A 12,604-nucleotide genomic window follows, 5' to 3' on the forward strand; every position below is an offset into this window, starting at 1 on the left:
GACCGGCTTCGGCAGCTTTACCAACAGACGTGGGAATTGCTCAGAGCGGACCTTGTGAATGCCCTTCAGCCATGGCGACAATCACTTTACGCGGACCTTCGAACGGCGAACGCGCGTGCGCCGAGAGCATGTTGTCGAGCATCAGCACATCGCCCTCCTGCCAGGGAAAGCTGATCGCGCACTCATCGAGCACCGCGCGAATCTGCGCCAGCACCTCGTCTTCAATCGCCGAGCCGTCACCGTAGTAAACGTTACGCGGCAAGTCTTCTTCGTCGACAATGTCCAACAGGCTTTCACGCACTTCCGCTTGCAGGTTGGAAATGTGGAACAGGTGCGCCTGATTGAACCAGACGTTGTCACCGGTCACCGGATGGACTGCCACCGCCTGACAGGTCTGGCGGGTGCGCAGTTCACCGTCATCCTTCCATTCGCAGACAATGCCGTGGGCCTTGCAGTAGGCCTCGACGACCTCGCGATCTTCGGTGTTGAACACGTCTTCCCAAGCCACATCCAACCCGTTGCCGAAGTTGCGCACATACATCAGCCCTTTGCTGACGAAGCGCTCGCGAATCGCCGCGGGAATACGCCGATAGACTTCACGGCTGTCGGCAATCGGCGTCTCGCCACCGGACTTTGCCGCGATCATGCTGTAGAACCAGATTTTCATCGGCCAGTCGCGGGAGTAGGCCTGCTCGTTGTGCAGCGGAATGCTCTGGTGCGCCGGGTATTCGGTCGAGGTGTACACGCCCTGCGTCACGTTGGTGCGCGGCGTCGAGCCGAATTCATAGTTCAACAGCGGATGGCCAAAACTCGCCGCGAACTGCCGGAACTGTTCGGCACCGTTCAGACGGAAACCGCGAAACAGTACCCCGCCGTCGCGCAGCAGATGCTCGTCCACCAGTTCTTTCAATTCATCGAACACTGCCAGCAATTCAGTGTCCGCATCGGTCGCTTCCACCAACAACGGCAAGCGCCCCCGTTGCGGCAGCAGTGGCCGAACGGAAAATCCCACAGCAACAGCCATGACTGGCCTCCTGTAATCACTCGATAGGTGAACCGCGCTAAAAGGCCGGCGCCGCTGCCTGGGCATGACGGCGGTGATGGACTTCCAGATGGGTCTTGATCGTGCGAATGACCCGGGCTTCGTGCTCATGAATGAAGAAGTGCCCACCGGTCATCATGTCCACGGAAAAACTGCCCAGGGTTTCCTTGCTCCAGCCGATCAGTTGCTCGGTGGTCGCGCGGTCTTCCTTGCCGCCCAGCACGTGCACCGGACAATTGAGCAAGGGCCGCTGCGCCGGTGTGAAACGCCCGCACATCATGAAGTCGGCGCGCAGCACCGGCAGGGTCAGGCTCATCAGCTCTTTGTTGGCCAGCACTTCTTCACTGGTGCCCTGAAAAGTGCGCAGTTGATCGATCAATTCCTCATCGCTGCGCGCTTCGGCAAAGCCGCGATCATAGTCACTGCGCAGGGTCGGCGCGGCCGTGCCGGAAGCGAACAGCGCCACCGGCTCCGGCGCACCGAGCTCGCGAAAAGCATGTGCCAGCTCGCACGCCAGCAGCGCACCGAGGCTATGCCCGAACAGCGCGTAAGGCGTTTGCAAGCCGGGCTTGTGCTCGCGGGCCAATTGCCGGGCCAGTGCACGCATGTCGATTTGCAGGGGTTCGTCGAATCGGGCACCGCGCCCGGGCAATTCCACCGGTTGCAGGTGCAACCACGACGGCAGTTGGCGCCGCCAGCGGCTGTAGACCATGGCGCTGGCGCCCGAATAGGGCAGGCACAGCAGTGTCAGCTTTGTCACCGCGTTTACCTCAATAGGGTTATCTGTAAAAGAGAACGGATGAGGTGACGCGGGAATTAGTCGGTTGGCCGATCACTTCAGATGACGGAAACTCTGCACCGCCGACGCGAGGACTACTGCCCCGGCAGCAATCGCCAAGCAAAAGCCGCTGCGTGCGCCGAAAGCATCGACCAGCGCGCCCGAACCAGCGGCGCCAATGGCAACGCCGATACTCAAACCAGTCACCAGCCAGGTCAGCCCTTCGGTGAGCTTGGCCGGCGGCACGATGCGTTCGACCAGTGCCATCGCGACAATCAAGGTTGGCGCGAAGAACAGGCCGGCAATGAATACTGCCAGCGCGAGGCCGATAATATTGCTCGCCAGCAACAGTGGCAGCGTCGTCACGGCCGTCGCCACCCCGCCATACAGAAACAATTGCGGCAACGGCAGTTTCGAGCGCATCGCCCCAAACGCAATCCCGGCCAGACACGAACCGATGGCATACACCGACAGCACAATGCTCGCCGCCGCCGGTTGCCCCTGTTGCTGAGCGAACGCGACGCTGACGACATCGACCACACCGACGATCACGCCCATGGCGATCATTAACGCCAGCAACAGCTGAATGTCCGTCGAACCAATGATTGAGCCGTGGTGCTCGAGGGCGTGCGGATGCACCGGCGGCTCGGTGCTGCGCTGGGCGACAAACGCCGTCACGCCGATCGCCAGCGCCAACAGCGCCGCCAGCGGCCCGGCCTCGGGGAACACCGCCACGCACAAGCCCACCGACAGCGGCGGACCGACAATAAAGCAGACTTCATCGAGTACCGACTCCAGCGCGTACGCCGTCTGCAGTTGTGGCTGGCCGCGATAGATTTCCGTCCAGCGCGCCCGCACCATCGCCGACATGCTCGGCATGCACCCGGCCAGCGCGGCGAAGACGAACAGCGTCCAGGTCGGTGCCTGCAAATGCGTGCACAGCAGCAACATCAACAGCGCCCCGCCGCCGATCAATGCCGATACCGGCAGAATCCGCCCCTGACCGAAGCGATCAACCAGCCGCGAAACCTGTGGCGCACAGAACGCCGTTGCCAGGGCGAACGTCGCCGCCACCGCACCGGCCAGCGCATACCCGCCCTTCAACTGCGAGAGCATGGTGATCACGCCGATACCGGTCATGGAGATCGGCATGCGCGCGATCATTCCGGCCAGCACAAAATTGCGTGCACCGGGGGCGTTGAACAATTCGCGGTAGGGGTTTGCCATGGGTTGCAGCCTCATCAAGGGCCGCCAAGTTGCCATAGGGTCGCGAGGCGTGGAAGCGAGGAATTGTTGGTGGAATGTGAAGGCCTTGCAGATCAAAAAATCGCAGCGTGCCGCAGCTCCTACTGGAGATCGCATTCCATGTAGGAGCTGCGGCACGCTGCGATCTTTTGATCTTCGAGCTGAACTCTCATCGCTCGCCACCAGTCAGCTTTATAAGCCCTCACTCAAGGCGAGACCCCGCATGCACATCTCCCTCACCGGACAAACAGCCCTGATCACCGGCGCCAGTTCCGGCATCGGCCACGCGTGCGCAAAAGCCCTCGCCGCCGCCGGCGCCGCAGTAATCATCAACTACAACCGGCAGGCAGAACCAGCCGAGGCACTGGCCCGACAGATCATTGCCGATGGTGGCCAAGCCATCGCCATCCGCGCCGACGTATCAAAGGAAAACGAGGTTGAACGGCTGTTCGCCGAAACCCTCGATGCCTTCGGTTCACTGGACATTCTGGTGGCCAACTCGGGTATGCAAAAAGACGCCGCCGCTGTGGATATGTCGCTGGACGACTGGAACGCAGTGATCGGCGTCAACCTCACTGGGCAGTTCCTCTGCGCCCGCGCTGCCCTGCGCATCTTCAATCGCCAAGGCATTCGTGAAGGCGTGTCCCGTGCGGCCGGCAAGATCATCCACATGAGTTCGGTGCACCAGCGCATTCCCTGGGCCGGTCACGTCAATTACGCCGCGTCCAAGGGCGGCGTCGACCAACTGATGCAGACCCTCGCGCAGGAAGTCAGCCACCAACGCATTCGTATCAACGGCATTGCGCCGGGGGCCATTCGCACGGCGATCAATCAAGACGCCACTGAAGGCGCTGCCGGCGAAAAGCTGCTTGAGCTGATTCCCTACGGACGCATCGGCGATGCTGAAGACGTCGCCAATGCGCTGGTCTTTCTCGCCTCCGACGCCTCCGATTACATCGTTGGCACCACCCTGTTCATCGACGGCGGCATGAGCCTCTATCCGGAGTTTCGCGGCAATGGCTGAGCATCACCTGGAACGACAAAGCCCGATCGACGCCCACGGCATCATCGGCGACATGCGCAGTGCGGCACTGATCAACGACCGTGGCAGCGTGGATTTTTTCTGCTGGCCGGAGTTCGACAGCCCGTCGATTTTCTGTTCGTTGCTGGACACCCCCGACGCGGGAATTTTCCAGTTGGCGCCAGACCTGCCCGATGCCCGCCGCGAGCAGATTTACCTGCCAGACACCAATGTTCTGCAAACTCGCTGGCTGAGTGAGCGCGCGGTAGTCGAGGTCACCGACCTGCTGCCGATCGCCGATAACGCAGACGATTTGCCGTTGCTGATGCGCCGGGTGCGCGTGGTCAGCGGTGAAGCGACCTTCCACGTGCGTTGCGCGGTGCGCCATGACTATGCCCGCGCCGCCACCCGCGCGCGGATGGACCAGCAAGCGGTGATCTTCAGTGCCGATGGCCAGCCATCGATGCGGCTGACCTCGGATCAACCACTGCACATCGAGACCGACGCAGCGGTAACCTCATTTACCTTGAAACAGGATCAGACAGCCGCGTTTCTGCTCGGCGGCGAAGACGATCCGCGCTTCGAGGAAGGCGCTGCGCAATTGTGCATGGAGCGCACGCTGAAGTTCTGGCGCGACTGGCTCGGGCAGTCAATCTATCGTGGACGCTGGCGCGAAATGGTCAACCGTTCAGCCCTTGCGCTCAAGTTGCTGACCTCGCGCAAACACGGCGCGATTCTCGCCGCCGCCACCTTCGGTCTGCCGGAAACGCCGGGCGGCGAACGCAACTGGGATTACCGCTACACGTGGATCCGCGACGCCTCGTTCACGGTGTACGCGTTCATGCGTCTGGGCTTTGTCGGCGAAGCCAACGACTACATGGGCTGGCTGCGCGGACGGGTCAGCGATTGCCACGGGCAACCGATGAAACTGAATATTTTGTACGCCATTGACGGGCAACAGGAATTGCCGGAAACCGAACTGACCCATCTGTCCGGACACGGCGGCGCGCAACCGGTGCGCATCGGCAATGGCGCGTACGATCAGATCCAGCTCGACATCTTCGGCGAACTGATGGACGCGGTGTATCTGGTCAACAAATATGGCGACGCGATTTCCCACGAGGGCTGGCGACACGTGCGCGAAGTGGTCGATCAAGTCTGTGAAACCTGGCAGACCACGGACGTCGGCATTTGGGAAATGCGCGGTGAGCAACATCATTTTCTGCACTCGCGGCTGATGTGCTGGGTGGCGCTGGACCGGGCCATTCGCCTGGCTTCGAAGCGCTCGCTGCCGGCCCCGTTTGCGCAATGGGACAAGACCCGGCAGGCGATTTACGCCGACATCTGGGACAACTTCTGGAACGAGGAGCGCGGGCATTTCGTCCAATACAAGGGCGGCACGGCGCTGGATGGCTCGATGTTGTTGATGCCGCTGGTGCGTTTCGTCAGCGCCAAGGATCCGCGTTGGCTCGCGACCCTCGCGGCCATCGAAAAGACCCTGGTGCGCGACGGCATGGTTTACCGCTATCGCAATGACGACAGCAATATCGATGGCCTGGCCGGCACCGAAGGCGCCTTCGCTGCGTGCTCGTTCTGGTATGTCGAATGCCTGGCTCGCGCGGGGCAGGTGGAAAAAGCCCATCTGGAGTTTGAGCAATTGCTGCGCTATGCCAATCCGCTGGGCCTTTACGCCGAAGAGTTCGACGCCCATGGCCGGCACTTGGGCAATACCCCACAGGCATTGACGCATCTGGCGTTGATCAGCGCGGCGAGTTTTCTGGATCGGCGTTTGAGCGGGGAAAAGAGTGAGTGGCAGCCTTGAACTCGTCCGATTCTTCGTCAGCGTCTGTCAGATAAATCGCATTTTAAACGCCTCTTGTGGGAAGCCGGCCTACACGCCACACACATCACCCAGCGCCGAGTTTCGGCGCTGGGCCTTGCAGCGGTTACCTGCGGCGACACTTTGTGTAAATCAATGCCCGCAAAAAACTCACAAACACCACGCCAAGCTCCCCTCGTAACTTGCACTTACACCCCGAAATACCTTGTTGCCAGCGGTTACATCCGCCCCTACCATCCACCGCAACGGGCACAGCGGAGCTGTCCAACAAAACCCGAATTCAAGGAACCAGAATGAGCCAGCACGTCCAGCGCAACATCGCCGCCCCTCTTCGCACGGGCCTGACCCGCACCCAGCTCTGGGAAGCTGCCGATCAGGGTCTGATCAAATGCTGGGAAGTCGGCCGACAGCGCGCCGCGCGTTTCCCCCATATCGCCCAACAGTGCCTCGACGGTGAACTGCCGGTGCTCGGCTGGAAAGGTGGCGTGAGTCGCAGCCTGAAAAAGCTCGAAAAATACGGCTCGCTGAAATACCTGGCGCAGTGGCAAGGCTTGCGCGGCGAGGATCTGAATATTGATTTGAGTGAAGAGCGTTCGCTGACGTGCTCGCGGACGAAGATGGTGGTGACGTTTACCCCGGACCGGACGAAGTACTTTAATCAGATGGCGGAAGCCGAGGCTTAGCCGTACGGAAGTCCGCTCGGTAGCAATCCGGGAACAGCGCGCAGACGCCGTACTGGGCATCCAGATCGGCCATGTGCTGGTAAAACTGCTCAATTTCCCAGAACGTCTCATCCGCGACGGTGATCAAGTAGAAGTAACTGAGTTGATGATCATTGGGCAGCACCAGCGCAAACTCTGGCAGCGCGTCCATCCTCGGCGCATTGGCCAGCGCCGTGAGCATAGGTGTCGGCGCCTGGGACAACTGTTCGAAGTACTTCGCTTTATAAGCCGCCAGGCCGATAGCTTCGCCCTTGGCCCTGGCATCGATCAGTTGCGCCAGGTTGGCGCGGCGCTGCTGCCAGTACGCGGCTGGCAGGTCGACATTCATTTGTTGTTTATGCTTGGCCACTGCCTCATCTGCAGAGATTTGGCGTTTTGGTTCGCCCGGCTCGGCGGCGGCGCGTGCGTCGAGTTCCTTGAACGACAGCATGATCGTCGACTTGGCAAACATGCGCTCCATCAGTTCACGGCGTTGCGGGGTGTCCGGCAGTGACGGTGGCGGTGAAGCACAACCAGCCAGCATCGCGACGAATACCAGCAGAGCAAGCAGCGATTTGAGTGACATGCATCGTCCTTGAAGTCGGTCGGCAGAATTAGCTGTGCAGTCTATCTGAACCCGGAGATAGCCCCGCCGGAAATGCTCAAGGCATTACCGGATCTACTGCAGTGCTGAGCGAAAACCGCTCGCGATACGCCTGCGGCGTCACGCCAATCGCCCGTAGAAAGCTACGGCGCAAGGTTTCTTCACTGCCAAATCCGCAATTGGCCGCGATCCGTTTCACCGGCAGGCCGGTGTCGCTGAGCAAGCGCCGCGCCGTCTCGACACGGATCAGTTCAATCGCCCGCGCCGGGGTCTGGCCTGTGTCGGCACGATAATGGCGGGTGAAACTGCGTTCGCTCATGCCCGCCTGCTCGGCAAGGGTCGGCACGCCAAGATCGCAGGTCAGGTTTTCGGCGATCCACGCGTGCAGTTCATCAAACCGATTGCCCTGATTCTGCAGTGACAGGGTCACGCTGAACTGCGATTGCCCACCGGGGCGCTTGAGGAACACCACCAGATGGCGGGCGACGTCCAGCGCGATGTCGCTGCCCAGATCTTCTTCGACCATCGCCAGAGCCAAGTCGATGCCGGCGGTGACACCTGCCGAGGTCCAGACCGGGCCGTCGTTGATGAAGATCGGATTGGCCTCGACTTGCAGTTTTGGGTGCTGCTGCGCCAGTTGTTCACAGCGGGTCCAGTGGGTGACGACTCGGCGACCGTCGAGCCAGCCGCTGGCTGCCAGCAAAAACGCGCCGGTGCAGACCGAGGCCACGCGTCGACATTTGGCGGCGTGTTCGCGCACCCAATCCACCAGCGCCATGTCTTCAGCCGCCGGATAGATGCCCCAGCCGCCGGCGATGATCAACGTATCGCTGGGCGCTTCGGGCAACGGTTCGGCCAACACCGCCAGACCAGCCGACGACATCACCGCCCCGCCGCCGCTGGCAATCACGCTCGGCGCATACGGAATGGGCAAACGGCGCTGACGGGCGATGTCGTTGGCCGAAGCGAACACCTGCAATGGCCCGGTGACGTCGAGAATCTGCATGTTGGCAAACGCGAGTACGTGGATGGCTTTGGGCATTTGGCGTAATTCGTGGGGTGATTGGCGTATGCGCCAGAACCTACGCGCCTACAGTGAAGCCGTCCACCCCTTTTCATGGAGCAAGAACAATGACGCTGCAGATCGGTTTTCTATTGTTTCCGCAGGTTCAGCAACTCGACCTGACCGGGCCGTACGACGTGCTCGCCTCGTTGCCGGGCGTGCAGGTGCATCTGATCTGGAAGGATCTGATGCCGGTCACCGCCAGCACCGGCCTGCTGCTGAAACCGACCATCACGTTTGAGGATTGTCCCAATCTGGATGTGATCTGTGTGCCCGGCGGTGGTGGCGTTGGGGCGTTGATGGAAGACCTAGTGACGCTGGACTTCATCAAGCGTCAGGCTGCTCAGGCGAAGTACCTGACATCGGTGTGCACCGGTTCGCTGGTCCTCGGCGCCGCGGGCCTGCTGCAAGGCAAACGCGCGACCACGCATTGGGCGTATCACGATCTGCTGCCGACGCTGGGCGCGATCGCGGTGAAGGATCGGGTGGTGCGTGACGGCAATCTGTTTACCGGCGGCGGGATTACGGCGGGGATCGATTTTGCCTTGGTGTTGGCGGCTGAGTTGGTGGATGCCGACACCGCGCAACTGATCCAGTTGCAACTGGAATATGCGCCGGCGCCGCCGTTCAACGCTGGCAGCCCGGAGACTGCGCCGGGGGCGATTGTCGATGAGGCCCGTTTGCGCGCCGCGCCATCGCTGAAGCTGCGCACGGAAATCACCGAGCGTGTGGCCGCGAAACTTAACCTGCACTGATTCCCAGCCATCCACAAAACCCTGTGGGAGCTGGCTTGCCAGCGATAGCGGTGTACCAGTCGATGAAGATGTCGGCTGTGCAGGCCTCATCGCTGGCAAGCCAGCTCCCACAGGGGACCAGTGTTGGTCACAGGTTCGCGCACTGTCCCGGTTTGCCACCACACCTTCACTTGTCCCCACGCCCCCACCCGTGTAGAAAGCCCTTCCACAAAATTTGCACAGGGACTTTCGATGAAGGCTTTGCCATGGCTCTATCTGGCGCTTCTCAGCCTCGGTTACGGATGGGCGCTGAGTTACGGTCACCTTGGCTGGCTGGCGTTGATTTCCGTTGGCCTGCTGGTATTCGCAGGCTTTGCCGTGCGCCAACAACAGGTGCCGGTCGCACGTTTTCTCGGTCATGGCCTGTTTATCGTGCTGGCTTTGGCGCTGGCCCTGCATTGGCTGCCGGGTTTCGCCAACGGTCGCGCCATTGACCCGCAGCGCTTCACCGACAACGCCGTGCCGTTTTCGATGTACCTGAATCTCGACAAACCACTGATTGGCTTCTGGCTGTTGCTGGTCTGCCCGTGGATTGTCGGGCGACGTTCGTTACGTCTGAGCGTGTACGCCACCGCCCTCGCCCTGACGCTGAGCGCAGTTCTGGCCCTTGGCGGTGCGCTGTTGCTGGGTGTGATTGCCTGGGCGCCGAAGTGGCCGGATCAGGCGTGGCTGTGGGTGCTGAACAACCTGCTGCTGGTGACTTTGGTCGAGGAAGCGCTGTTTCGCGGCTATATACAGGGCGGCCTCAGCCAGCGCTTCAAACACCTGCCGTACGGTGAAAACCTCGCCCTGCTGCTGGCCTCGCTGCTGTTTGGTCTGGTGCATGCCGGCGCAGGCTGGACGTGGGTGTTGCTGGCGGGTCTGGCGGGTGTCGGCTATGGTCTGGCCTACCGTTTTGGCGGGCTCGGCGCGGCGATCGCCACGCATTTCGGCCTGAACCTGCTGCATTTCGGTTTGTTCACCTATCCGATGCTCGCTGGCTGAAGCAAGCGCCGTTTTGCGACGCTGTGCTGATTATTGAAAAAAAATTTCAATAAAAAGCTGTCACCGCCGACAACCTTTCAAAGCCTTGCGGATTGAAAAACCATGCGTAACAACCAGCCCATTACACAACGCGAACGGACTTTCCCGGCTCAGCAGCGGTTGATCTCCACAACCGACGCCAAGGGCGTGATCACCTACTGCAACGACGCCTTCGTCGAGATCAGCGGGTTTTCGCGTGAAGAACTGATCCGTGCGCCGCACAACCTGGTCCGTCACCCCGACGTCCCGGCGGCGGTGTTTTCGCACATGTGGGGCACACTGAAACAAGGCTTGCCATGGATGGGCATTGTCAAGAATCGCTGCAAGACCGGTGACCATTACTGGGTTAACGCCTATGTAACACCGGTGTTCGACGGCAATCAGGTAGTCGGTTACGAGTCGGTGCGGATCAAACCCACCGCCGAACAGATCCGCCGTGCCGAAGCGCTCTACCAACGCATCAACCAAGGCAAGTCGGCGATCCCTTCCAGCGACAAATGGCTGCCGGTGCTGCAAGACTGGCTGCCGTTCATTCTGGTCAGCCAACTGAGCTTCGTGATCGGCGCGACCCTGAACTCGCAGTGGGGCTTCGCCCTCGCCGCCGGTCTTTCGGTGCCGCTGGGTCTTATGGGCCTGCAATGGCAGCAACGCGGGCTCAAGCGCCTGCTACGTCTGGCCGAACAGACCACCTCTGACCCGCTGATCGCGCAGATGTACACCGACAGCCGTGGCGCGCAGGCGCGTCTGGAAATGTCGATTCTCAGCCAGGAAGCACGCCTGAAAACCTGCCTGACCCGTCTGCAGGACACCGCCGAACACCTGACCGATCAGGCCAAGCAATCCGACCGACTGGCACACAGCAGCTCGACCGGCCTGGAACGTCAACGCGTGGAAACTGAACAAGTCGCCACCGCCGTCAACCAGATGGCCGCGACCACTCAGGAAGTGGCGAGCCACGTGCAGCGCACCGCTGACGCGACTCAGGAAGCCAATCGCCTGACCGGTCGCGGTCGTGACATCGCCGGCGAAACCCGCGAAGCCATTCAGCGCTTGTCCGTGGTTGTTGGGGAAACCGGCCTGACCGTGACCCAACTGGCCAAGGACAGCGACGAAATCGGCGGCGTGGTTGATGTGATCAAAGGCATCGCCGACCAGACCAACCTACTGGCACTGAACGCTGCGATCGAAGCCGCGCGTGCCGGTGAGATGGGCCGTGGCTTTGCCGTGGTGGCTGACGAAGTGCGTCAACTGGCGCAACGCACCAGCGAATCGACCGGGCAGATTCATGCCCTGATCGCCAAGTTGCAGCAGACGGCTTCGAGTGCCGTGCAAACCATGGAAGCCGGGCATCGTCAGGCTGAAGAAGGTGTGGCGCGAGTGCTGGAAGCGGATCAGGCGTTGGTCGGGATCAGTGAAGCGGTGGCCAACATCACCGACATGACCACGCAGATTGCTGCGGCGACGGAAGAGCAAAGTGCGGTGGCTGAAGAGATCAGCCGCAACATCAGCAATATTTCGGAGCTGGCGGATCAGACGTCGGAACAGGCGCATAACTCGGCGTTGCTGAGTGAAGAACTGACGAAGACGGCTAACACGCAATACTCGTTGGTGGAGCGGTTTAACCGCTGATTGTTCTAGCAGGATAAAAAAACCGGACAGCGAAAGCTTCCGGTTTTTTATTACCTGAAAAAAAGAAAAAGGCGAAAATGCACATTCCGCGAACTTTGTCTAGCTGACAACTCTGACAGTAGACAACATTCTAACAACTGAATATCTATGAAATACCGCTCGATCAATCGACGGGATACCCCCTACGAGACAGAAGGATTTCATCGTGAACTTCAGAGATTTTTATAACGAAGAAAACACCCCTCAGACAAATAACTTCGAAACAGAGGACAACGAATTTCAGTGGCAGATCGATTCTTTATCCACCGAAGCGCAAAGAACATTATTCTATAAATCAAGCACGACAACTAACAACTTATGGATATTTTACGGTTCCGTAGGCTCCGTCGACTCAGAGAATCTTTTTGGTTTTATGCTCGCAGTGCCGTATATCAACGAAGACATACTGAAAGACACTTATACACTTGCAACGGGCTTGTACTGTGACCACAGACATTCAATCAATAAGGGCGGACTGAAAGGCTGGCGAGTTATCCCAGCGGGTGATGCGACATTGAGCATTAAGCTTGATCCTGTACAAGGGACTGTTGAAGGTGAATTCGAAGCGACATTTACAAAAACAAAACCCGACGACACGCCCGAACAAATAAGACCCAAAGGTACTTTCAATTTAAAAAGAGATGACTTGAAAGCCAAACAGTATTTTGAGGCATTGCCGGATACTGTTTGATGTACCGCAAAGAAATAGCGGGAAGTTGGCCTGTGATTTTTTGGTGTTGTCTGTGATGCCGCTTTCGCGAGCAGGCTCGCTCCTACATTTGGACCGGGTGCATCAGTGAGAGGTTGGTTAGTCGTCAGGCCGTC

Annotated in this window: 12 protein-coding genes; 7 read left to right on the top strand and 5 right to left on the bottom strand. The window is 59.9% G+C overall.

Going from position 1 to position 12,604, the window contains the following annotated elements:
* Positions 1-40: 40 nt before the first annotated feature.
* The 3 genes from PMI23_RS13240 to PMI23_RS13250 all read right to left on the bottom strand — a co-directional run bounded on the left by PMI23_RS13240 (position 41) and on the right by PMI23_RS13250 (position 3,047).
* Positions 41-1,024 carry a TauD/TfdA family dioxygenase gene (locus PMI23_RS13240; protein WP_007917125.1) on the bottom strand — a complete coding sequence of 328 codons (984 nt, stop codon included), beginning with the start codon at positions 1,022-1,024 and terminating at the stop codon, positions 41-43.
* A 37-nt stretch (positions 1,025-1,061) separates the two neighbouring features.
* Entirely contained in the window at positions 1,062-1,802 is a 741-nt protein-coding gene (locus tag PMI23_RS13245) for a thioesterase II family protein (protein WP_007917127.1), read from the bottom strand.
* Positions 1,803-1,874: 72 nt separating this feature from the next.
* The gene (locus PMI23_RS13250) at positions 1,875-3,047 is read right to left on the bottom strand and encodes an MFS transporter (protein WP_007917128.1); all 1,173 of its coding nucleotides are present in this window, start codon (positions 3,045-3,047) and stop codon (positions 1,875-1,877) included.
* A 241-nt stretch (positions 3,048-3,288) separates the two neighbouring features.
* Here PMI23_RS13250 and PMI23_RS13255 point away from each other — a divergent pair, with 241 nt between their 5' ends.
* The 3 genes from PMI23_RS13255 to PMI23_RS13265 all read left to right on the top strand — a co-directional run bounded on the left by PMI23_RS13255 (position 3,289) and on the right by PMI23_RS13265 (position 6,609).
* Positions 3,289-4,089 (top strand): glucose 1-dehydrogenase, encoded by an 801-nt coding sequence (locus PMI23_RS13255; RefSeq protein ID WP_007917129.1) that lies wholly within the window; start codon positions 3,289-3,291, stop codon positions 4,087-4,089.
* The gene (locus PMI23_RS13260; protein ID WP_007917130.1) at positions 4,082-5,908 is read left to right on the top strand and encodes a glycoside hydrolase family 15 protein; all 1,827 of its coding nucleotides are present in this window, start codon (positions 4,082-4,084) and stop codon (positions 5,906-5,908) included. Before PMI23_RS13255 ends, PMI23_RS13260 begins: the two co-directional genes overlap by 8 nt.
* A 311-nt stretch (positions 5,909-6,219) precedes the next feature.
* Positions 6,220-6,609, top strand: a complete 390-nt coding sequence (locus PMI23_RS13265; protein WP_007917131.1) for a hypothetical protein — start codon at positions 6,220-6,222, stop codon at positions 6,607-6,609.
* Here PMI23_RS13265 and PMI23_RS13270 read toward each other — a convergent pair.
* Both PMI23_RS13270 and PMI23_RS13275 read right to left on the bottom strand, forming a co-directional pair.
* Positions 6,581-7,213 (bottom strand): hypothetical protein, encoded by a 633-nt coding sequence (locus tag PMI23_RS13270; protein ID WP_007917132.1) that lies wholly within the window; start codon positions 7,211-7,213, stop codon positions 6,581-6,583. The two genes, PMI23_RS13265 and PMI23_RS13270, sit on opposite strands and share 29 nt — an antisense overlap.
* A gap of 76 nt (positions 7,214-7,289) precedes the next feature.
* Entirely contained in the window at positions 7,290-8,273 is a 984-nt protein-coding gene (locus tag PMI23_RS13275) for a GlxA family transcriptional regulator (protein ID WP_007917134.1), read from the bottom strand.
* Positions 8,274-8,362: 89 nt separating this feature from the next.
* Here PMI23_RS13275 and inhA point away from each other — a divergent pair, with 89 nt between their 5' ends.
* From inhA to PMI23_RS13295, 4 genes are all read left to right on the top strand, one after another.
* Positions 8,363-9,049, top strand: a complete 687-nt coding sequence (gene inhA / locus PMI23_RS13280) for an isonitrile hydratase (protein ID WP_007917136.1) — start codon at positions 8,363-8,365, stop codon at positions 9,047-9,049.
* A gap of 231 nt (positions 9,050-9,280) precedes the next feature.
* On the top strand, positions 9,281-10,072 hold the full coding sequence (locus PMI23_RS13285) for a CPBP family intramembrane glutamic endopeptidase (protein ID WP_007917138.1): 792 nt from the start codon (positions 9,281-9,283) through the stop codon (positions 10,070-10,072).
* 102 nt (positions 10,073-10,174) lie between these two features.
* Entirely contained in the window at positions 10,175-11,740 is a 1,566-nt protein-coding gene (locus PMI23_RS13290) for a methyl-accepting chemotaxis protein (RefSeq protein WP_007917140.1), read from the top strand.
* 205 nt (positions 11,741-11,945) lie between these two features.
* Entirely contained in the window at positions 11,946-12,470 is a 525-nt protein-coding gene (locus PMI23_RS13295) for a hypothetical protein (protein WP_007917142.1), read from the top strand.
* Positions 12,471-12,604: the final 134 nt, after the last annotated feature.

The organism is Pseudomonas sp. GM24, from assembly GCF_000282235.1.
Classification (GTDB): Bacteria; Pseudomonadota; Gammaproteobacteria; order Pseudomonadales; family Pseudomonadaceae; genus Aquipseudomonas.

Excerpts from the sequence above, each read along its gene's own strand:
- PMI23_RS13240 (WP_007917125.1), bottom strand. The coding sequence starts at position 1,024 with ATGGCTGTTGCTGTGGGATTTTCCGTTCGGCCACTGCTGCCGCAACGG.
- PMI23_RS13250 (WP_007917128.1), bottom strand. The coding sequence starts at position 3,047 with ATGGCAAACCCCTACCGCGAATTGTTCAACGCCCCCGGTGCACGCAAT.
- PMI23_RS13255 (WP_007917129.1), top strand. The coding sequence starts at position 3,289 with ATGCACATCTCCCTCACCGGACAAACAGCCCTGATCACCGGCGCCAGT.
- PMI23_RS13260 (WP_007917130.1), top strand. The coding sequence starts at position 4,082 with ATGGCTGAGCATCACCTGGAACGACAAAGCCCGATCGACGCCCACGGC.
- PMI23_RS13265 (WP_007917131.1), top strand. The coding sequence starts at position 6,220 with ATGAGCCAGCACGTCCAGCGCAACATCGCCGCCCCTCTTCGCACGGGC.
- PMI23_RS13270 (WP_007917132.1), bottom strand. The coding sequence starts at position 7,213 with ATGTCACTCAAATCGCTGCTTGCTCTGCTGGTATTCGTCGCGATGCTG.
- PMI23_RS13275 (WP_007917134.1), bottom strand. The coding sequence starts at position 8,273 with ATGCCCAAAGCCATCCACGTACTCGCGTTTGCCAACATGCAGATTCTC.
- inhA (WP_007917136.1), top strand. The coding sequence starts at position 8,363 with ATGACGCTGCAGATCGGTTTTCTATTGTTTCCGCAGGTTCAGCAACTC.
- PMI23_RS13285 (WP_007917138.1), top strand. The coding sequence starts at position 9,281 with ATGAAGGCTTTGCCATGGCTCTATCTGGCGCTTCTCAGCCTCGGTTAC.
- PMI23_RS13290 (WP_007917140.1), top strand. The coding sequence starts at position 10,175 with ATGCGTAACAACCAGCCCATTACACAACGCGAACGGACTTTCCCGGCT.